This window comes from Polynucleobacter sp. AP-Nickl1-40-C4, assembly GCF_035012665.1.
In the GTDB taxonomy this organism is placed as follows: Bacteria; Pseudomonadota; Gammaproteobacteria; order Burkholderiales; family Burkholderiaceae; genus Polynucleobacter.
Window position 1 is genome coordinate 1 of record NZ_JAYGQR010000003.1, and the last position, 19,359, is coordinate 19,359.

Below are 19,359 nucleotides of genomic sequence, written 5' to 3' on the forward strand. Positions count from 1 at the left end.
CGTCTAAACAACTGGGTGCAAATAAGGACATAGTCCCTCCTATATAAGAATAAAAAAAGGGGGCTATGTCGCCATAGCCCCAAAGGTTAGTTAAACAAGTTCAGCTTCTGCTGCTTCTGTTTCAAATGCATTGTTAAAAGCCTCTGTAGCTTTTTCCAATTGCTCCTTCTCTGCAATTTCTTGCGCAGTCTTGGCAATTTGCTTAGCCATTTTGTCTTCTGCTTTCGCTTCTGACTTTTGCACTTTTGCTGCCTCTTCTTCGGCTTTTTTGAGCGCATTTAATTCTTCGCGCTTTTTAGCTTGTGCGAGCGTGTAATACGCTGCCAGCGCAGTATTCACAGCGCCGTCGTGACGAATCACAGCATTGACCTCAAATTCGCCTGTAGGCAAGTAAGTAGCCACAAACACCACTTGCTTGTCCACCCAGTCCGCATTTGCCTTAACTGTTTCAGCGTCAAACTTCACCTTACTGATCACAGCTTCGCTTACTTCGGCTTTAACAAGCTCAGCTCGCTTAGTGGCTGACAAAGGCTTAGTGCCACCCATACGAATTTGCTCAACACCACCGTTTTCTTGCAAAAATGCAACCAAGTCATCAGCTCCAACCTCTTGTCGCAATGCTTCACGCAAAGCAATTGAATATGCTGAAACACGACGACGATCAACACCAAATACACACTTAACAACACGAGTCATATCGTGTGTTGTGGCGCCAAAGCTATTGGTATAGCCCTTGTCAGCGATAAATGCCTCCATCGCCTCTAGCTTAGCTTTACGCACTTCTTTGTCAGCGTCTTGCTTCATCACCAGATAAAAGCTGTAAGCCTGCTTCAAAATGCCATATAAGCGATTATTAGACTGAGCAAGTTCAACTGTTTCCCAGCTAATACGGGCTGACTCCAAAGACTTCAATTGCTCAAATGCGCTAGGCTGAGCAACGGGTGTCGTGTTTGACACGACAACCGTTGCAGGCACATTCAGGGCTGCCAAGTTAATTGAAGGATTTACTGCGTTTACTGCCAAAGTTGCTGTTGTCATAAGGTTTCTCCTTTTAATGACGGGTTAGTAAATATGCGGACTGCTTTTGGTTTGTTTCGCTGCCCACAACCCCTACTATCCGCATTAACTATTTAATTGGTCATAGTTGATATATACTGTTAATCCTATATAGGTAAAGGCTTATGCGGTATATCAGAGGCATTCAAAAGGGGATTGGGCGATTACGCTCCCGCACCATTGAGGAGGAGCTCAGTTATGCCCGCACTAGCGTTAGGCGTTGGTGGTGGGAGTATTTGCGTCTTAGCAAGGACTATTGGCTAATTTGCCAAACCTCCTCCAACCCAATGAATCCTCGCACCACGGATGAAGGCTTACGACGGCTATATCGCAAGTTTGGAGATATTCACAGTGTGGATTTTGATACTTGGTATGAAAAGAAAGGCTCTTACTTGTTTAGGGAGCAGGTTGAATTGCCCAAAGTAATGGAGGTTGCCGATGACCTTAGTAATTTATCCGAAGAGCGGGATGGCAAGCTATTGCTAGAGATTCCACTGTCCATGAGTCAGGCATCTATCAATCGACAGATCAATCGCATACTGAAAAAACATATCGATGAACGCCCCACCAATAAATTGGAAACAAGTAAGTCAGAATTTCCAATTAACCCCGTCTTGTATCGCTTGCCTACTTTGCAAAAAATGCACGAAGTCTGGTGCTTGCATAGAGAGTTGATTGCTAAGCCTGTTGCATTGGGTGACGCAGTGGATAAGTATTCGACTAAAGGTGATTTATTTCGGATTGGCAAAGTTTTACGATTAAGTCCAGCCAACGAGAGCCCAGCCGAAGATCCATTCATTCATCACAAGCGGCTAAACATCATGCGGGCGACAGTCAGTCGCTATTTGAGCCGCGCCAATATGTTAATTGGCAATGTGGAGATAGGTCAGTTTCCTCGCTTTACAAAAATTTCCCCAATCGAAAGGTTTAGCAAAGGTCAAAGAGAATCCCACGCAGAGCTTGAAAAACTTTGGTGGGAATTGGATTTAGCCTCAACGCTAAGCGGAACAAAGATAGAGGATGCCAAGAAGATTGTTTATAGCTGGTATGGTAATAAGTAGTGTCGTGTGTAAAACGACACTACACGCTATAAAGCTATATCAACTCCACAGCCGCTCTTTTCATATCGTCATTCACATCAATGTATTTCTGCGTTACAGCAATACTCTTATGTCCCGCTAAGCTAGCCAAAATACGCACAGAGATGCCCTTATTTGCCAAGGTCGTAATAAATTGCCTACGACCACTGTGGCTACTAGCACCCGCAATACCCGCTTTCTTATAAAGCCAAAAGAAGTGCTGGCATAAGGTATTAGGCGTCCAGCCCAAACGCTTAGATGTATGGAATAAGGGAATATCAGGCATGGTGATATGTCGAGTTTTGAGATACACGGCCAATTCTTCTTTTAACTTTACTGGCAAGAATACAGTTCTGCCGTCATTGCCTTTGGTTTGCTGTGCACTTAAACGAATTTCACTTTTAATCGAGCCATCGTCATTTAATACATCTCCCATTTTTAATTGGGCAATTTCTTTAACGCGAAGTCCTGCCCAATATCCCATGAGCAACATTGCGCGATTGCGTTCTGCATAAGTTGTGCTACTGATGTAGCGTAAGACTTGTTCTAATTCGTTTGTGGTGAGTGTTTTTGCTTGAGCCATTTTTGTCCTTTAGATAAATAAAACTGTGTATGCAGTTTGTATTCTTTTGCTCAAAAGAACGACCAAAATGTGTGATCAATAATCTTTCCAAGAATCAATGACTTAGCATTTAGCTCCGCCAAAGAAAATAGCAATAATCTTTGGTGGAGTTAAATGTATTTATTCAAATCGTGGGATAAAGACGACGAATTTAAGCAAACACCTCAAATCCAGGCTACACGCTTAAACCAGGGGTTCCCTGATGCACAGCTATTTGGCGCCGCAATTAGTTTGCATATAGACGTTTTTTTAGGGGGTTGTGATGCCGTGTTTAACACGACACCTTACCTAACGACTGCTTATTACTTCAAAGCAGTCGTTTGTATTACATATTTACCGCTGGCAACTTTCGACCCACAAGAGACTCTCGCCGGAAAAGAAAAACCGCCCGAAGGCGGTTCTTTCTACAGACCAGAAGCTCAATTACTTCTTAACCCCAACCTCATAATTGCCAGAGCTTGTGTTGTCATGCGCCACATATAGACCGGTGCCAGCAACAATTGCAACTCCATAACTACCATCAATACGGGTAAAGCTAAGCAACCCGGTCCAGTTGGCATTGGTGGTCATTGTGCCGGTGACAGTGCTCATGCCAGTTGGATACGCAGTAAATCCCAACCCAGAAAATACTGTGGTTCCAGTTAAACCATCATTTTCAGCCCAATACCATGTTCCATCCGTCTGACTAAAGACAATCGCCGTTTGCGTTGAACCAATCATTTGACCATAACCATAGTAACTGTCTGATAAGTCGACAACCACTACTTTTTGACCATTGGCAGAGGTGTATGCCACAAAAGTACCCGATGTACCGCCAACTGGATTTGGACTTTGACTGCCGTTATTTCTCAATAGGTTGTAAACACCTGAGTTTGAGGTTGCTGAAATAGTGCCAGTTGTTAGCGTTCCACCTGAGCAAGCGGTATCAAGCACAAGGTTAGCATTCTTGCAAATTTTGTAGGAGCCAGAAGTATCAACGATAAGCGTTCCATGCACTGGAGTACATGCATTTGTATTAACGCCATACGTTTTAGTAGAGCAAGCTTGGCTAATATAGTTATATGTCCCAGCCAAATTGGCTATTGAAGTAATTGGACCGTTTACGCCAAACATTGGATTTGTTTGATTGCCAGCCCCACCGCCATAGTTAACAGTTAACTGACCAGCTACGAGACCATTTGAACTCATTAAGGCAGTGGCAGACTTAATGAAGTTATCTGATGAAGTTGAAAGGTTCCATGAGCCATCTGAATTTTGAGATGTTAATGTTCCGGTTCCCGTCTTTCCAGTAAATCCATAGCTAGACTGAACATTGGTATAGCTATAAACCTTATTGGTTGTATCAACAGTAAAGGAAATAACCTCGCCAGCGGCTGATGAGGTCGTATAGGTCGCAGTCGTTGCGGCTGCAGGAGCTGCAGAGCTAGCGCTAGAAGTAGAGCTAGAGCCACCGCCTCCACCACAGGCAGCAACTACCACACCAACAAAGAGTGCTGCAATAGAGAGTAGTAAACGATTTTCCACAGAAACTCCTAGTAATTGGTTTTAATAATTGATAATTTTAATTGTAATTATTATTTTAACTCCCGCCATAATGCCTCTTGGCGGAAAAAGGGAATATCTCCTCAGCCACCCATCTAAAAATATGGGTAACAGCATCTCATGTTGGCCGTTCTCCGCCAGTCAAATCTCTGAAAACACCTTGTTTTGAGTCTCTGGAGTCTGCCCCTTATCAGCCTGTCGTGCTTAACACGACACTCCCACCCCTCATTTAAGCCAGCTTCTCAGCATTCATCATTGGGGTGATTTTGCTGTAATGCCGCTCAATCATTAAGACGCTAGTACCCATCTGCTTGGCTAAAGTGTGAATATCTACTCCACTAGCCAATGCCTGTGTTGCATACGTATGCCTCAAGCTATACAGCGTTCTATTCTGCCCAGCACCATTTTTGAGCAATCCGCTCTTTTTCATTAAGTGTCGAAAGATGTTTTCCAGTAAATGGGGCATTTCACCTGTGGGGAGCGTAAATATCTTTTTATCGAGCTTTATGTCGATGATTTCCCCCAAACTGGCATATGGGAGCTTCTGCCAGTGCATTAACCCCTCCAAAACCTCTAAAACAGCGTTTTTAGCGATTAAATACCTCTGCCCTGTCTTGCCACTCACCCATATGCGTAAATATCGCTTATCGCCGATATAGTGCCATTGCAGGTGCTTCCACCTCAGCGGCATAGATTCGGTACTGTGCCTAATGCCTGTATTCACCAAAAACTGAATGTAAGCGGCACACAGCACTCTAACTTCACCCGAATGTCTGTGATGCACATCTTTTTGCCAAATCGGAAAGTAGGCATACAACTGCTCTAACTCTTCTTGCGAGAAGGCGGGACGAGGCTCGCTCTTTGCACCAGCAATGTTTAGCAATGGAACAATCTTGTTTTGAGAAATCTGTCCAAGCTCTTTTGCCAACGTCACCACTCTGTTGTATGCCAGTGCGTGATGTTTTTTAGTGATTGCTTTTGACTCTTTGCCCATTACCGAAGTTCTCCACGCTTCAAAGTCTGCAACTAACTCTTGCGTGATTTCACCAACTTTGTATTTTCCGAAAAATGGAATGAGATATTTTTGCCAGATAAAAAAATAATCTTTGTAGTTACGCTCACCTCTCTTACCATTCGAAGTGCGACGCATATTTGCCATCTCTTCTAATGCTAACTGTCCAAATGTTTTTTCTGTGAGTGCTAACCCTGCGTCGATTTTGATACGCACAGTTTCATAAAGAACTATGGCATTGCGTCTAGCTTCAGTTAGCTCGTCTGTACCAGTGCTTGCCGAATGCCACTTGTTATTTGCCAGCTTAAAGCGGCATTGCCATTGTGCCGACTGGGGACGCTTATAGACAGTAACCTTCCCGTCTATAAGCCTTATAGCCTTTGGGGTTGAGGGGATGGGGTTTGCAAAGAGTTGATTGAGATTAGACATACACGCTTAGTGTGCTGTCGTCTTGCATTTTCTACGACGATTATTTTTTCTTCGTAGTCAAAATCTCACACGATGTTCTGCGAACGCAGATTAATGCGTGTAAATATTTTTTGATGCCAATATTTTTGGTGTGTAGTGAACGGCAAAATTTGAGTATGCTTAAATCAATGTTTTAGAACTGAGTTAGCACTCACAAACATTTTTATGATTCCGTCGCTCTAACCAGCTGAGCTAATTCGCCGAACTCGTTATTGTAAATGATCGGAATGCATCTGTCTAAACCAATCCAACCCTATGACTGCTGGAGGTGCTCAAATCCCTATTTGATCTGAAAGGTGCTGACAGCCTCATCTCGGCCATAAAGGACATTAAATTCGATTTTCTTGGCCAAAAAGAGCTTTTTCAGGACCTCATCCTTGTTCTCAAAAACAATCGCGGTTTGTTCAGGGTAATGCGAAAAAGGGTCGCTATTGACGTCTACCACCACCCCATCAATCTTAATTTGCTTGATTGAGCGCTTATAAAATTTATCAGGACGTATAAAAATCAGGCGCTTTACATATTTATCTAAGACCAGCTTTTGACCCTGCTCATTAGTCTTGAATTAGTAGACCAACTCCTCTTTGCCATTGGTAGTCATGTCGCGCTCCTCATCCCACTTAGCGTAAATGCTTGAACTCGCTATGGCACAAAGAAATACCAAGACCAATTGGCTCAATATAAAAAAAGATTTCTTTTGAGAGGTGTTCATCCTGTGATCATATCAGCCAGATGAACACCTAAAAAGTAGAAAGCGTAATATTCCCAAATGATGAATTCATTTCTCTTGCGCCTACTCAGCTTTTTGCTCTTGAGTAGCTGCATCCCTACGATCGCTTCTGCAGCTCAAATCTTCATTACCAATTACCCATCAGAGGCCAATGCCAAGGTCTTTGTCACCAAGTACCAGTCTGAGGCGAACTGCATTGTGTATGACACCCAATACTCCAGCGATAACGAGCCGGGCGTTTGGTTCTATACGAAATACAAAAGCGATGCCCGTGCCGTGATTTACTACACCCAATACAAATCCGAGGCAGACCTTATTGTGCACTTCACTAAGTACAAGAGTGATGCGCGCTGTTGCTACTAATAAACATCTTTTAATCACCCTCCTTACCTCATGAAACTTCTTTCCATCTCCGCCGGTAAGGTAGCTCCTTTATTTGGCAATCACCATCCTAATTACAAATCAGTTGCTTCAGCTATTCGCAAGCAGGTGGTAAGTGATTTAGAAAATCCTGCTCCAGTTAAAATTACTCCACTAGGCATTAAAGGCGATGAACAAGCTGACCTATCGGTACATGGCGGAATTGAAAAAGCCATTTATGTTTATCCAGCAGAGCATTACATCTTCTGGAATGAACTGCTCACTCGAGAAACCAAGCAGCCGGTTGATTTACAACATGGTGCTATCGGCGAGAACTTCACAATCGAAGGCCTGCTAGAAACAGCAGTGTTTGTTGGGGATAAATTGGTTATTGGCGAACTTGAATTTGCTGTCGTCAAACTCCGCGAACCCTGTTTCAAATTCAACGCTGCTGTTGCTTACAAGGGTGCAAGCAAAGCAATGCTGCAGTCCGGCTTTAGTGGTTGGTATTTACGCGTTATCAAAACTGGAGTTCTTGCGGCTGGTGCCGAAATTACTTTAATCCCTGGGGCAAGAGAAACTTCTATCGCCCAGCAAAATCAAAAACTCTTAAATAATCGCAATCAAAAAGATTTGTGGGAATAAAAAAACCCGACCATTTCTGATCGGGTTTCTTGTTTGATGCAGACTAAAGAATCTTAGTCAATCCGCTTAGTCGCGTGCGTAGATATCTACATCTTTAGTTTCACGTATGAACAACGTACCGATTACCAATGTCATCGCAGCGATGATGATCGGATACCAGAGACCGTAGTAAATGTTACCGTTTTGCGCTACCAAGGCGAAGGAGATCGTTGGCAATAAGCCGCCGAACCAACCGTTACCAATATGGTATGGCAAGGACATAGAGGTGTAACGAATGCGAGTTGGGAACATCTCCACTAACATCGCAGCAATTGGGCCATAAACCATGGTTACCAAGAGTACTAAGTACACCAACAAGAACAATACAGCAACGTAGTTAATCTGTGCTGGATCAGCCTTAACAGGATAGCCTTCCTTGTTCAAAGCCTCACGAATTGCCTTTTTAAACTCAGCATCTTTCGCTTTTGCTTCAGCAGGATCAATGCCCTTAGATGTATATCCAGGGATTTCGATATCGCCAATTTTCACAACAGCAGTGGCACCAGCCGGAGCCGCAACAGTTGTATAGCTAGCAGAGTTCGAGGCCATCACTTGTTTTGCAATATCGCAAGAGCTTGTGAACTTCGCTGTACCCGTTGGGTTGAACTGGAATGTACATTCAGCCGGGTCAGCAGTAATAGTTGCTGGCGCTGTTGCCATTGCCTTTTCCAACGCTGGGTTAGCAAAGTGTGTCAAAGCATTAAACACGGAAACAGGGGTGTTAGGGATGTAAGTAATTACAGCCAATAACAAACCGCCCATGATGATCACTTTACGACCGATCTTGTCAGACAAGCTACCGAAGACCACAAAAAATGGTGTGCCGATTACTAATGAACCAGCAATCAACAAGTTCGCTGTCTTAGCATCTACTTTCAACACTTGTGTGAGGTAGAACAAAGCGTAGAACTGGCCTGTGTACCAAACTACCGCTTGACCTGCAACCAGACCAAACAATGCCAAGATCACAATCTTCAAGTTCTTCCATTGACCGAATGACTCTGTCAAAGGCGCTTTAGACAATTTGCCTTCTTCTTTCATCTTCTTGAAAGCTGGGGATTCATTCATGGACAAACGAATCCATACAGAAACCGCCAACAATGCAACAGAAACGATGAAAGGAACGCGCCAACCCCAAACATCAAAGTCTGGACCAGTGAATTCACGTGTGAACAAAATCACGAGCAAGGAGAGAAACAAGCCTAAAGTAGCTGTTGTCTGAATCCAAGCTGTGTAAGCACCACGACGACCATGAGGAGCGTGTTCTGCAACGTAAGTAGCAGCACCACCGTACTCGCCGCCCAAAGCCAAACCTTGAAGCATACGCAATGCGATCAAGATTACTGGAGCAGCAACACCGATAGTTGCATAGTTAGGCAGAATACCCACAACGAAAGTTGCGCCGCCCATCAATAAGATGGTAACCAAGAAGGTGTATTTACGACCAATCAAATCGCCGAGACGACCAAACACCAACGCGCCAAATGGACGCACGATGAAACCAGCAGCAAACGCTAACAAAGCGAAAATGAAGGCAGAACCAGCATCTAGGCCAGAGAAGAATTGCTTAGCAATAATTGCCGCAAGTGAACCATATAAGTAAAAGTCGTACCACTCAAAAACCGTACCTAAAGATGATGCAAAAATAACTTTGCGTTCTTCAGCGGTCATTGGGGCTGCTTTAGTTGATGTTGACATCAGTAGCTCCTAACTATTTTTATTAAATAAATAACAACGGATCGATTATGCTTTGAAAAAATTCAAAGAAATCCACTAGTTAGGGTAATTCCCCATCAAATAGGATCGGGGTTTTCCCGAGATATTTAGGAATTAGAGCTAGCTACGCAGCACCTATGAGCCCAGCCTTGGTGCAATTAGCGTGTTTTAGTAATAAACATTTTGGGTACGTGCAGATCCCAGTAAATAGCAGCTGCGCGCAGTCCAAAAATTCCGAGCATACAGATCACGGAGCCCTCAACAACATACTGGGGTAAAAAGTTCAGCACCAGAACATACGCGCAGCAACCTAAAGTCACTGGAATGGCATAAAGCTCATGCGACATGATGAGTGTTTTTCTACCAGCCAAGACGTCCCGTAATAGGCCGCCGCCAATTGCAGTAATCACACCCAGGATGACTGGCGCCACAGGCAGACCATAACCCATGCTCCATGCCTTATCAGCCCCCTGAATAGCAAAGAGAGCTGCGCCAAAACCATCGATATACAGCATCCACCGATAAATTTGCGGCTGGGTGAAGAAAGATTCTGCGAAGAAGGTAATAACACTGGCAGCTAGAGCAAGCCACACATACATTTGGTTCTCAGACCAGAAAATGGGTGCTTCTAAAATAATGTCGCGAATAGTGCCGCCGCCAATTGCGGTAATTAAACCCAGCACCAAGACGCCAAAGAGGTCTACGCCACGATCTGCAATGGCTAAGACACCCGTTACCGCAAAGGCCATGGTTGCAATGATGCCAATCCAGAAATTAATGTCTTCCATAACAATGAGTCTAATGCACTTTGTCTGAGCACAGACTTGAATGACCATCCTCAATATACTGTCAGCTATGAGTGCAAATAAGGTGTTGATATGACCTCCAAGCTGTATAGCTTTTGGCGCAGCTCCGCCGCTTTTCGGGTTCGCATTGCCCTCAATCTCAAGGCTATGGATTACGAAATTATTCCCGTGCATCTCGGTAAAAATGGCGGAGATCAATTGGGTGAGGAGTATGGCAAGAAAAATCCCAATCACTTAGTACCTCTTCTGGAAGATGGTGAAAAAAGCATTCATCAATCCTTAGCCATTATTGAGTACCTCGAAGAGATTCAATCTGAGCCACCACTCCTACCAACAATAGCAATTGACCGAGCATGGGTTCGCTCTGTCGCAATGGATATTGCAAGTGATATTCACCCAATCAATAATTTGCGGGTCTTACGCTACCTCATCAAAAAACTAGGTATCAGCAGTGAGGCGAAAGATGAGTGGTATGGGCACTGGATCAAGGTCGGACTGGAGAGCCTAGAAAAACAATTAAGCATTGATTCTCGTGTTGGGAAATTTGCCTATGGAGATCAACCGGGCTTGATTGATGTCTGCTTAGTGCCTCAGCTATTTAACGCACTGAGCGCAAAAGTGGATGTGAAACCCTACCCCACTCTCATGCGAATTTTTCATGAGTGCATGACGCTACCCGCCTTTATTGATGCCTCTTGGGAAAAACAATTGGATGCTGAAGGATTAAATCCCGCTGTTCCACCACAAAAATAAAGAGAGCGTCAGCAAAGAACTCACAGTAGTAATTAGTACCACTCTAGAGATCACGCTACCGTCAGCTTTGTAGTACTGCGCCAACATAAAGGGCCCCGTACCAGTTGGTAGCGCACTAAGTATCACGATAGCGCTCACCCATAATGCTGGTAGCCCCAAGATGGGGGCCGCAATGACCCAAGCAATCAAAGGTTGCAGAAGCAGCTTTGCCAAACTGATACCCCAAGCCTGAGCAGGACCGGCAGTACTTTTTTGCATCAGGAATAGACCGATGGAAACAAGAGCGCAAGGTGTCGATGCGGCTGCTAAGAATGCAATCACTTGTGCAATGGGATCGTATAAAGTTAAATCGCTGGAAGACCATAACAGACCCGCCACTGGAGCTACTAATAAGGGATTGGTGCAAAGCGATTTAATGACGCTCAACCCAATCTCATGCGGCTTCTTATGCGACAAGATGCCAATCTCAATCAAGACTGTTGCTAAAGCAAACATGACAAACACAATGAAGGTGGAAATAATCGCGGGTGCCAAACCATCTTGGCCAAGGGCAAGTGCACACAAAGGAATGCCCATATACCCAGTATTTGAATAAGAGGCACTCAGGCCATCAAAGCTAGCTGCCGCTAAATCGCGATGACGTAGCCAACTCACCAAGAGCACCAGGACAAAAACAATTAAACAACTTAGAAAAAATGCAGTAATGAAACCGGGTTGCCATAGTGTTTGCCAGCCACTATTGGCGGCAAAGTTAAAGAGTTGCGCAGGCAATGCCAACCAAACCACAAAACGATTGAGCTCAACTGAAGCGTTAATGCCTAACTTACCAGCACGCCCACCAACATACCCAATAAAGATGAGTAGGAACACTGGGAGAACTACATTAAATACGTAGAGCAAAATATTTAACGGGTGATATTTAAGGGATTAGGAAATTTTCTTCAGCGTCTTGACATAACGCTGCGCATTTTTGACATAGCGACCAGCAATATCGTGGATGCCAGCAATCTGCTCCGGGGTTAACTCTTTTACCGCCTTAGCGGGAGTTCCCAAAATCATGGAGCCATCCGGAAATTCTTTTCCTTCGGTAACAAGTGCGCCCGCACCAACGAGACAGTTTTTTCCAATCTTTGCGCCATTTAAAATGACTGCGCCAATGCCAATCAAGCTACCGTCTCCAATGTGACAACCATGCAGCATCACTTGATGGCCAACAGTGACATGCTTGCCAATGATGAGTGGGTAACCTGGATCGGTATGCAAAACAGAAGCGTCTTGCACATTGCTGCCTTCGCCAATTTGAATAAGGTCGTTATCACCACGAATAACAACTTTGGGCCAGATACTGGCATCTTGATGAAGCTCAACCTTGCCGATCACTTCTGCGCTATCGGCAACCCAAGCGCCCTCAGATAAATGAGGGGCATTTCCGTTTAGTTCAAATATAGCCATAACTCATTATAGGTATGAATCAGGCCATAGATAAACGACTGAGCACTAAAAGTGCATTACCAGTTTGGCTCACGATCAGGCGTAGAGGAAATGCGGTGGACACTTAAATCTGCACCTTCAAATTCTTCTTCTTGAGACATCCGAATACCCAAGACTGCTTTCAGGACTCCATAGACCACAAAGCCACCAACTAATGCAATGCCAACACCTAAGGCGCTACCAATCAGCTGACCAGTAAAAGTAACACCGCCAATTCCGCCCAAGGCTTTGGTCCCGAAGATACCAGCAGCTAATCCACCCCAAAGACCGCACAAGCCATGCAAAGGCCAAACACCGAGAACATCATCAATCTTCCAGCGGTTTTGAACCAAGGTAAACATATACACAAACAAGGCGCCGGCAACCAAGCCAACAAATAAGGCACCGAGAGGATGCATTAAGTCTGACCCTGCACATACTGCAACCAAACCGGCAAGCGGCCCATTGTATGTAAAGCCAGGATCGTTACGACCTACCACCCAAGCAGCCAATGTTCCACCAACCATCGCCATCAACGAGTTCATTGCAACTAAACCACTGATTTTGTCGATCGTTTGTGCGCTCATCACATTAAAGCCAAACCAACCCACCGCTAAGATCCATGCACCCAAGGCCAAGAAAGGAATGCTTGATGGTGGATGAGCAGAGATTTGACCTTCTTTTGTGTAACGGCCACGGCGCGCGCCCAGCAAAATAACAGCAGGCAAGGCAATCCAACCACCTACTGCATGAACCACTACTGATCCCGCAAAGTCATGAAACTCTTCACCAGTAAATCCCTTGATCCAAGCCTGAATACCGTAATGCTGATTCCAAGCAATGCCTTCAAAGAATGGGTAGACAAAACCTACCAATACAAAAGTGGCAACTAGTTGCGGATTAAATTTAGCGCGCTCTGCAATGCCGCCAGAAATAATGGCAGGGATAGCAGCGGCAAAAGTCAGTAAGAAGAAAAATTTGACTAACTCGTAGCCATTCTTCTCTGCTAGCAACTCTGCTCCAGAGAAAAAGTTCACACCATAAGCAATGCTGTAGCCAATAAAGAAATAGGCAATTGTTGAGACCGCAAAGTCCACCAAGATTTTGACTAAGGCATTGACTTGGTTCTTCTTCCGAACCGTTCCTAACTCCAAGAATGCGAAGCCTGCATGCATGGCAAGAACCATGATGGCGCCAAGCAAGATAAATAAAGCATCACTTCCAGATTTCAAAGTTTCCATGCAATTTCCCCTCTTATTTTTTGCCTCATTATGGGGAATGAAAAATCCCAAAAAGGGGCATAGCGCACCTATTTAGTGCATATGGAGAGATTTTTATGGTTTATCATGGTTTTACATACACCCACAGGAGAACTCATGAAAAAAATCCTCATCGCATTGGCCGCTTTAGCCGCATTTTCCGGTCTTGCTCAAGCACAAGAAACCATCAAGGTATTAAGCACTCAAGAACTTGCGAATGTTTGCAAACTTCCTGCAAGCCCAGAATCTCGTAGTTTCTGTATTGGCTTTACTACCTCTGTTTATGAAACCTATTTAGCTACTCGTCACCCACAACGTGCAAAGCCATTTATTTGCGTTAAACAACCTGCTCCAGCGCGTGATGAAGTCATTGGTGATTTTGTGAAGTTTGCAAACAACACCCCACAAGTTGCAGACAAACCAGCAGCAGGCGTTTTCTTGGGCTTCTTAGCTTCACGCTTCCCTTGCGCCAGAAAATAATCAAAGCAACTTAGACAAACGAATACCCATTTAAAGGATCAGTTGAGATGAAAAAAATTATCGCAATTACCGCAGCAACTTTAGCAATTGCTGGTTGTTCAAACATGAGCAACACAGAACAACGTACACTTTCAGGCGCCGGCATTGGCGCAGCTGCTGGTGCTGTTGGCACCGCAATCTTTCACGGCAATCCTATTTGGGGTGCAGTTGGTGGTGCAGCAGTTGGTGCAGCATCTGGCTATGTCTATGATGCATACAAGAAAAATGAAGCTGCTAATTACAACTCTGGTTATAACGCTGGTAAAAATAATCAGCCAGCTCAGGCACCTAATTAATAAGCCTAGCTAAGCAGAATACCCAGGCCTTTTGAGGCCCGAGTTCAGCAATACCAACCCAGCTCGTATTAATTTACTAGCTGGGTTTTTATTTGGATCTGTCCTGACAATGCTTTATGAATTGGGCATTTATGTGCAATCTCAAGTAAGCGCTCTTTCTCTTCAGCGCTCAAATTGCCTTGCAACTGAATGTCACGAGAGAATGTTTCAACATCATCATGCCTCTCAATATCGACAGTCACAATTGCATTATCTAATTTCATTTCTTTGCGTCCAGCGTACATCTTTAAAGTCATTGAGGTGCAGGCAGCCAATGCTGCGCCAAGATATTCGTGAGGACTTGGGCCACTATCAGAGCCACCTTTAGAAACTTCTGCATCAGACAAAAAATGTAAATCACCAGCAGTCAATTTCTGCTGTAGGGGGCCTTGGCCAAATTGCGAAACTACTTTTCTCATAAGAATCCTAAAAAATTATTAATCCGTAGAAATGATCAAGACTGAATTTAACCCGAATGGGATTTACTTGCTTTTTCTGTAACGGGTAATTGCGCCTTCTTCCAAGCACTAAAGCCACCTTCTAAGTGACATATATTGGGTACACCCATTCTCTGAAGAGTTTGTGTTGCTAAGGCCGAACGCCAAGCCGAGGCGCAATACAACACCAGCCTTTTGCCTTCACCAAAGATTGGCTTGTAATAAGGGCTATCTGGGTCAACCCAAAACTCCAACATCCCCCTGGGGGCATGGATCGCATTCGGAATCATGCCCTCACGCTCTAACTCACGAACATCCCGTATATCCACAAACACCACATTTGGATCCGCCAGTAAATCTGACGCCTTTTCCACAGGAAGAGTCTCAATTTCAGCCATTGCTTCCTGAATGAGCGCTTGATATCCAATCTTTAATTTCACCAAAATCTCCTAAATTAACAATGCCTTAGTGTCACCAAGCACCTGCTACCATTCTGCTATGAACTTTACCCCTACAGAACTTGGCGCAAGCATTATTTTTGCAATTGCTGTTTTGCATACCTTTTGCACGGGCTATTTTGAAACGATTGCTAAAAAATCGCCTCGGCATGCTGGTCTTTGGCATTTGCTTGGCGAAGTAGAAATTGTTTTTGGTTTTTGGGCTGCCATATTGGTTATTTTCATTTCCTTATATGACGACTTAGGGACAGCAAAGTACTTTCTCAATAAACGCAATTTCACAGAACCACTCTTTGTCTTTGCCATCATGATTGTCGCCGGCACAAAACCTATTCTGTATTTTTCTACGCAAATTTTGCATGTGCTAGGCAATGGCCTGCAATACCTTTTGCGCATCAGAAGTGCTCCTGCTTTATATTTTTTAATCCTAGGCGCTACGCCCCTCCTTGGCTCTTTGATTACCGAACCTGCAGCAATGACTCTGGCTGCTTTTTTATTGCGCGATCTTGTCTATCGTCACCAATGTTCTAAAGCGCTTCTGTTTGGCACTCTTGGCGTGCTCTTTGTGAACATCTCCATTGGAGGCACACTCACTAACTTTGCCGCTCCGCCCGTTCTCATGGTGGCCTCCACTTGGGGATGGAGTTCAGCATTCATGTTTAGCAACTTTGGTCTAGAGTCTTGCATAGCAATCTTCATCAACGCTCTGGCAGCAACACTTTTATTTCATCGCCAATTAATTGAACCTAATGCTGACAAAAAGGAAGCCAAAATTCCTTTAGCAGTTATTTTGACGCACCTGCTTTTCCTGTTTGGAGTGGTCTACTTTGCGCATGATCCGATTATTTTCACGTGGATTCTGCTTTTCTTTATTGGTTACACCACGGCATACCCAAAACATCAAAGCCCCCTGATTCTGAAAGAGGCCCTTTTAGTGGGATTCTTCTTGGGCGGTTTAGTAGTATTGGGTGCATTACAAGGATGGTGGCTGCAACCTATTCTCGAAATGATGAGCCCTACCGCAGTCTTTTATGGCAGTCTTGTTTTGACTGCTTTCACTGACAATGCGGCACTCACCTATTTAGGATCATTGGTAACTGGCACCTCACCGGAGTTCAAGCTGGCATTAGTGGGTGGAGCAGTTGCTGGTGGCGGCCTCACCGTCATTGCTAATGCTCCCAACCCAGCAGGTATTGCGATCTTGCGTGGCCACTTTCCTGGACATACGGTTTCAGCACTATATCTATTGATGGCGGCTATTCCGCCCACTATTGTGGCAATCTTGGCTTACAGGCTCATATAAGAACAACTGAGGCCTTAGGCAGTAAAATCTGAGCTTCGCCCCCAGCTATAAACCTGAGAACGGCATATGAAAAAGCTCTATATCAAAACCTTTGGCTGTCAAATGAACGAGTATGACTCGGGAAAAATGGCAGACCTCCTGCATGCCGACGAAGGCATGGTCATAACAGATCGCCCTGAAGATGCTGACGTGGTTCTTCTCAACACCTGCTCTATCCGCGAAAAAGCGGAAGACAAAGTCTTTTCAGATTTAGGACGGCTGCGTGAACTCAAAAAAACGAAGCCCGACTTACTGATTGGCGTTGGTGGCTGCGTTGCCAGCCAAGAAGGTCAACAAATTGTTAGTCGTGCTCCTTACGTCGATGTTGTGTTTGGGCCTCAAACACTCCATCGCCTATCCGACCTCATTGCACAGCGTCGCAAAACTGGAGTCTCTCAAGTAGACATCTCTTTCCCCGAAATCGAAAAGTTTGACCATCTTCCCGCATCTCGCCAAACTCGTGGCTCTGCATACGTCTCCATCATGGAAGGTTGCTCTAAGTATTGCAGCTATTGTGTTGTGCCCTATACGCGTGGCGAAGAAGTCTCCAGGCCATTTGATGATGTACTGACAGAAGTCGCTGGCCTTGCTAGCAAAGGCGTCAAAGAAATTGTGCTGCTTGGTCAAAACGTAAACGCTTATCTTGGCAAGATGGGTGATACCGAAGAAATCGCTGACTTTGCTCTATTGATTGAATACATCGCTGACATTCCTGGGGTTGAACGGATTCGCTTTACCACCAGCCACCCTAAAGAATTTACACAACGCCTCATTGACGTCTACGCTAAAGTGCCTAAGCTTGTAAGTCACCTACATCTGCCTGTACAACATGGCTCGGATTCTATGCTCTCAGCGATGAAGCGCGGCTATACAGCCCTAGAGTTCAAGAGCATTATTCGTAAGATGCGCGCTGTTCGCCCCGACCTGACACTGTCGAGTGATTTCATTGTGGGCTTTCCAGGTGAAACTGAGGCTGACTTTGAAAAACTATTGAAGATGGTGAAAGAGCTGAACTTTGATAACAGCTTTTGCTTCATCTTTAGTCCGCGCCCAGGCACTCCTGCGGCGAACCTTCACGATGACACGCCTTATGAAGTCAAACTCAAGCGCCTCCAAACTTTATTGGCATTGGTTGAGGGACAGGCAAACCAAATTAGCCAAAAAATGCTGGGTAATACCGAAAGAGTATTAATTGAGGGTCTTGCTAAGGATGGCGTCAACTTACAGGGTCGTGCTGAAAATAATCGCGTCATTCATTTCACAGCACCCGATCAAGATATTGAAAGTCTCATTGGTCAATTCGTAGACATTCGCATTACGGAAGTTCTGAACTACACCCTCAGAGGTGAGTTGGTAGAAGCCCATGTCAGTCAATAAAAAAAGTATCTCTTCGAAGCTAGCGATTGAGCTGCAATACGCCAGTCCAGCGATTGAGTCTGCCGTCAATAAAGCAGCTTCCTCAACCCTGATCAAGAAATGGGTCAAGAGTTCCACGGCACTTGGTGGCCTAATTACCCTTCGCTTTGTGAATGCTGCGGAAGGTAAAAAGCTAAATTTCGCTTTTCGTCAAAAAGATTACGCAACCAATGTTTTAACTTTTCCTTACGAGCTTTCAAAAGAAGCTGTAGTAGCAGATATTATTTTTTGCTTACCGGTTCTACAAAAAGAAGCCAAAGAGCAAAGTAAATTACTAAAAGCCCATTTGGCCCATTTAATTGTGCACGGCTGCCTTCATGCTCAAGGCCATGATCACGAGGTAGGCCGGGATGCAAAAAAGATGGAGGCCCTGGAAATCCAAATCCTCCAAAAATTGGGCTTTGCTAACCCCTATTCTTGATTTGCCATATTTCTACGCTATTCTTGCTATATGCCTGACCCCAATAAATCCCTTTTAGATCGCTTGGCTGATTTTTTAACTCCGCAGCCAACGGAACCCAGTGAACGCCGCCAAAAGCTGATTGATACCCTTCGGGAAGCTCAGGCTGAGGGATTAATTGATGCCGATGCCCTCTCCATGATTGAGGGTGTTTTTCAAGTAGGGCAGTTATGCGCTCGCGATATCCTCGTACCCCGCGCCCAAATTGATTGGATCGATATTGGCCAGCCCCTCTCTGAAATCATTAAAAGCGTTATTGAAGCAGCTCACTCCCGCTTTCCTGTGTTCGAAGGTAGTCGAGATAACGTCATTGGCATTTTGTTAGCAAAAGATTTATTACGTCACGCTACTGAGAAAGATTTTCAGGTCCGCGATTGGTTACGTCCTGCGGTATTCATTCCAGAATCCAAGCGTCTTAGCGTCCTATTACGGGACTTCAAAGATAACCGCAACCATTTAGCTATCGTAGTTGACGAATATAGCGGCGTTGCCGGCATCATCACCATTGAAGATGTGCTCGAGCAGATCGTTGGCGACATTGAGGATGAACATGACGTCGATGAAGAAGCGGACAACCTCATCGCTTTGGATAACGGCGACATTCGCGTTAAAGGCATTACCGAGCTTGAGCAATTCAATGAAAGACTTGGCACTCATTTTGAAGTAGAAGATATTGAGACTGTGGCGGGCTTAGTGATTCAGCATTTAGGCCGCGTCCCTAAAATGGGTGAGCTCATTGAAATAGGTGGCATTGAATTTGAAGTGCAGCGCGCCGACCCAAGACAAATTCATATTCTGCTTGCACGACAATCCAATAAAAAATCAGACTGAGATT

At 44.7% G+C, this 19,359-nt stretch carries 22 protein-coding genes; 10 read left to right on the plus strand and 12 right to left on the minus strand.

The features are described from left to right. Positions 1–90: 90 nt before the first annotated feature. Complete coding sequence (locus VC182_RS04540; RefSeq protein ID WP_323484640.1) at positions 91–1,038, minus strand: hypothetical protein; 948 nt, start codon at positions 1,036–1,038, stop codon at positions 91–93. A gap of 143 nt (positions 1,039–1,181) precedes the next feature. Here VC182_RS04540 and VC182_RS04545 point away from each other — a divergent pair, with 143 nt between their 5' ends. Continuing rightward, entirely contained in the window at positions 1,182–2,117 is a 936-nt protein-coding gene (locus VC182_RS04545; protein ID WP_323484641.1) for a hypothetical protein, read from the plus strand. A gap of 34 nt (positions 2,118–2,151) precedes the next feature. Here VC182_RS04545 and VC182_RS04550 read toward each other — a convergent pair whose 3' ends face one another. The 4 genes from VC182_RS04550 to VC182_RS04565 form a co-directional block, all read right to left on the minus strand. Beyond that, positions 2,152–2,718: a site-specific integrase gene (locus VC182_RS04550; protein ID WP_323484642.1), complete on the minus strand. Its 567-nt coding sequence runs from the start codon at positions 2,716–2,718 to the stop codon at positions 2,152–2,154. Between the two features lie 462 nt (positions 2,719–3,180). Next, a complete protein-coding gene (locus VC182_RS04555; protein ID WP_323484643.1) occupies positions 3,181–4,281 on the minus strand; it encodes a hypothetical protein in 1,101 nt (366 codons plus the stop codon). Positions 4,282–4,528: 247 nt separating this feature from the next. Then, a complete protein-coding gene (locus tag VC182_RS04560) occupies positions 4,529–5,740 on the minus strand; it encodes a site-specific integrase (RefSeq protein WP_323484644.1) in 1,212 nt (403 codons plus the stop codon). 604 nt (positions 5,741–6,344) lie between these two features. Next, a complete protein-coding gene (locus VC182_RS04565) occupies positions 6,345–6,491 on the minus strand; it encodes a hypothetical protein (protein ID WP_323484645.1) in 147 nt (48 codons plus the stop codon). Between the two features lie 57 nt (positions 6,492–6,548). On the opposite strand from VC182_RS04565, the gene VC182_RS04570 reads away from it, so the two are divergent. After that, positions 6,549–6,872, plus strand: a complete 324-nt coding sequence (locus VC182_RS04570) for a DUF6150 family protein (protein WP_323484646.1) — start codon at positions 6,549–6,551, stop codon at positions 6,870–6,872. A gap of 30 nt (positions 6,873–6,902) precedes the next feature. Further along, the gene (locus VC182_RS04575) at positions 6,903–7,514 is read left to right on the plus strand and encodes an MOSC domain-containing protein (protein WP_072582754.1); all 612 of its coding nucleotides are present in this window, start codon (positions 6,903–6,905) and stop codon (positions 7,512–7,514) included. A gap of 66 nt (positions 7,515–7,580) precedes the next feature. On the opposite strand, the gene VC182_RS04580 is transcribed toward VC182_RS04575, so the two are convergent. Both VC182_RS04580 and VC182_RS04585 read right to left on the minus strand, forming a co-directional pair. Next, positions 7,581–9,251, minus strand: a complete 1,671-nt coding sequence (locus VC182_RS04580) for an MFS transporter (protein ID WP_323484647.1) — start codon at positions 9,249–9,251, stop codon at positions 7,581–7,583. A gap of 176 nt (positions 9,252–9,427) precedes the next feature. After that, on the minus strand, positions 9,428–10,057 hold the full coding sequence (locus VC182_RS04585) for a trimeric intracellular cation channel family protein (protein WP_323484648.1): 630 nt from the start codon (positions 10,055–10,057) through the stop codon (positions 9,428–9,430). 90 nt (positions 10,058–10,147) lie between these two features. Between VC182_RS04585 and maiA the strand changes: the two genes are divergently transcribed. Beyond that, complete coding sequence (gene maiA / locus VC182_RS04590; protein ID WP_216243296.1) at positions 10,148–10,828, plus strand: maleylacetoacetate isomerase; 681 nt, start codon at positions 10,148–10,150, stop codon at positions 10,826–10,828. Here maiA and VC182_RS04595 read toward each other — a convergent pair. The 3 genes from VC182_RS04595 to VC182_RS04605 are packed head-to-tail and all read right to left on the minus strand — an operon-like array spanning position 10,799 to position 13,539. After that, positions 10,799–11,728 carry an AEC family transporter gene (locus VC182_RS04595; RefSeq protein ID WP_072582751.1) on the minus strand — a complete coding sequence of 310 codons (930 nt, stop codon included), beginning with the start codon at positions 11,726–11,728 and terminating at the stop codon, positions 10,799–10,801. The genes maiA and VC182_RS04595 overlap by 30 nt on opposite strands. 27 nt (positions 11,729–11,755) lie before the next feature. Next, positions 11,756–12,280, minus strand: coding sequence for a gamma carbonic anhydrase family protein (locus tag VC182_RS04600; RefSeq protein ID WP_072582750.1), 525 nt, complete (start codon positions 12,278–12,280; stop codon positions 11,756–11,758). 56 nt (positions 12,281–12,336) lie between these two features. Continuing rightward, the gene (locus tag VC182_RS04605; protein ID WP_323484649.1) at positions 12,337–13,539 is read right to left on the minus strand and encodes an ammonium transporter; all 1,203 of its coding nucleotides are present in this window, start codon (positions 13,537–13,539) and stop codon (positions 12,337–12,339) included. Between the two features lie 135 nt (positions 13,540–13,674). Here VC182_RS04605 and VC182_RS04610 point away from each other — a divergent pair, with 135 nt between their 5' ends. Both VC182_RS04610 and VC182_RS04615 read left to right on the plus strand, forming a co-directional pair. Continuing rightward, positions 13,675–14,037: a Rap1a/Tai family immunity protein gene (locus tag VC182_RS04610; RefSeq protein WP_072582900.1), complete on the plus strand. Its 363-nt coding sequence runs from the start codon at positions 13,675–13,677 to the stop codon at positions 14,035–14,037. A gap of 47 nt (positions 14,038–14,084) precedes the next feature. Next, the gene (locus VC182_RS04615) at positions 14,085–14,372 is read left to right on the plus strand and encodes a glycine zipper domain-containing protein (RefSeq protein WP_215358625.1); all 288 of its coding nucleotides are present in this window, start codon (positions 14,085–14,087) and stop codon (positions 14,370–14,372) included. Positions 14,373–14,440: 68 nt separating this feature from the next. Here VC182_RS04615 and VC182_RS04620 read toward each other — a convergent pair whose 3' ends face one another. After that, a complete protein-coding gene (locus tag VC182_RS04620; RefSeq protein WP_323484650.1) occupies positions 14,441–14,830 on the minus strand; it encodes an OsmC family protein in 390 nt (129 codons plus the stop codon). Between the two features lie 47 nt (positions 14,831–14,877). Beyond that, a complete protein-coding gene (locus tag VC182_RS04625; RefSeq protein ID WP_072582747.1) occupies positions 14,878–15,288 on the minus strand; it encodes a rhodanese-like domain-containing protein in 411 nt (136 codons plus the stop codon). A gap of 58 nt (positions 15,289–15,346) precedes the next feature. Between VC182_RS04625 and VC182_RS04630 the strand changes: the two genes are divergently transcribed. The 4 genes from VC182_RS04630 to VC182_RS04645 all read left to right on the plus strand — a co-directional run bounded on the left by VC182_RS04630 (position 15,347) and on the right by VC182_RS04645 (position 19,355). Next, on the plus strand, positions 15,347–16,609 hold the full coding sequence (locus VC182_RS04630; protein ID WP_216120263.1) for a putative Na+/H+ antiporter: 1,263 nt from the start codon (positions 15,347–15,349) through the stop codon (positions 16,607–16,609). A gap of 66 nt (positions 16,610–16,675) precedes the next feature. Then, the gene (miaB, locus tag VC182_RS04635; protein WP_072582745.1) at positions 16,676–18,025 is read left to right on the plus strand and encodes a tRNA (N6-isopentenyl adenosine(37)-C2)-methylthiotransferase MiaB; all 1,350 of its coding nucleotides are present in this window, start codon (positions 16,676–16,678) and stop codon (positions 18,023–18,025) included. After that, positions 18,012–18,485 carry an rRNA maturation RNase YbeY gene (gene ybeY / locus VC182_RS04640; protein WP_216120261.1) on the plus strand — a complete coding sequence of 158 codons (474 nt, stop codon included), beginning with the start codon at positions 18,012–18,014 and terminating at the stop codon, positions 18,483–18,485. The genes miaB and ybeY overlap by 14 nt, the downstream gene beginning before the upstream one ends. 30 nt (positions 18,486–18,515) lie before the next feature. Further along, complete coding sequence (locus tag VC182_RS04645; RefSeq protein ID WP_216120259.1) at positions 18,516–19,355, plus strand: HlyC/CorC family transporter; 840 nt, start codon at positions 18,516–18,518, stop codon at positions 19,353–19,355. The last annotated feature ends 4 nt before the right edge of the window (positions 19,356–19,359 follow it).

Excerpts from the sequence above, each read along its gene's own strand:
- VC182_RS04575 (WP_072582754.1), top strand. The coding sequence starts at position 6,903 with ATGAAACTTCTTTCCATCTCCGCCGGTAAGGTAGCTCCTTTATTTGGC.
- VC182_RS04550 (WP_323484642.1), bottom strand. The coding sequence starts at position 2,718 with ATGGCTCAAGCAAAAACACTCACCACAAACGAATTAGAACAAGTCTTA.
- VC182_RS04645 (WP_216120259.1), top strand. The coding sequence starts at position 18,516 with ATGCCTGACCCCAATAAATCCCTTTTAGATCGCTTGGCTGATTTTTTA.
- VC182_RS04605 (WP_323484649.1), bottom strand. The coding sequence starts at position 13,539 with ATGGAAACTTTGAAATCTGGAAGTGATGCTTTATTTATCTTGCTTGGC.
- VC182_RS04580 (WP_323484647.1), bottom strand. The coding sequence starts at position 9,251 with ATGTCAACATCAACTAAAGCAGCCCCAATGACCGCTGAAGAACGCAAA.
- miaB (WP_072582745.1), top strand. The coding sequence starts at position 16,676 with ATGAAAAAGCTCTATATCAAAACCTTTGGCTGTCAAATGAACGAGTAT.
- VC182_RS04545 (WP_323484641.1), top strand. The coding sequence starts at position 1,182 with ATGCGGTATATCAGAGGCATTCAAAAGGGGATTGGGCGATTACGCTCC.
- VC182_RS04560 (WP_323484644.1), bottom strand. The coding sequence starts at position 5,740 with ATGTCTAATCTCAATCAACTCTTTGCAAACCCCATCCCCTCAACCCCA.
- VC182_RS04565 (WP_323484645.1), bottom strand. The coding sequence starts at position 6,491 with ATGAACACCTCTCAAAAGAAATCTTTTTTTATATTGAGCCAATTGGTC.
- VC182_RS04630 (WP_216120263.1), top strand. The coding sequence starts at position 15,347 with ATGAACTTTACCCCTACAGAACTTGGCGCAAGCATTATTTTTGCAATT.
- ybeY (WP_216120261.1), top strand. The coding sequence starts at position 18,012 with ATGTCAGTCAATAAAAAAAGTATCTCTTCGAAGCTAGCGATTGAGCTG.
- maiA (WP_216243296.1), top strand. The coding sequence starts at position 10,148 with ATGACCTCCAAGCTGTATAGCTTTTGGCGCAGCTCCGCCGCTTTTCGG.
- VC182_RS04600 (WP_072582750.1), bottom strand. The coding sequence starts at position 12,280 with ATGGCTATATTTGAACTAAACGGAAATGCCCCTCATTTATCTGAGGGC.
- VC182_RS04540 (WP_323484640.1), bottom strand. The coding sequence starts at position 1,038 with ATGACAACAGCAACTTTGGCAGTAAACGCAGTAAATCCTTCAATTAAC.
- VC182_RS04615 (WP_215358625.1), top strand. The coding sequence starts at position 14,085 with ATGAAAAAAATTATCGCAATTACCGCAGCAACTTTAGCAATTGCTGGT.
- VC182_RS04620 (WP_323484650.1), bottom strand. The coding sequence starts at position 14,830 with ATGAGAAAAGTAGTTTCGCAATTTGGCCAAGGCCCCCTACAGCAGAAA.
- VC182_RS04610 (WP_072582900.1), top strand. The coding sequence starts at position 13,675 with ATGAAAAAAATCCTCATCGCATTGGCCGCTTTAGCCGCATTTTCCGGT.
- VC182_RS04585 (WP_323484648.1), bottom strand. The coding sequence starts at position 10,057 with ATGGAAGACATTAATTTCTGGATTGGCATCATTGCAACCATGGCCTTT.
- VC182_RS04570 (WP_323484646.1), top strand. The coding sequence starts at position 6,549 with ATGATGAATTCATTTCTCTTGCGCCTACTCAGCTTTTTGCTCTTGAGT.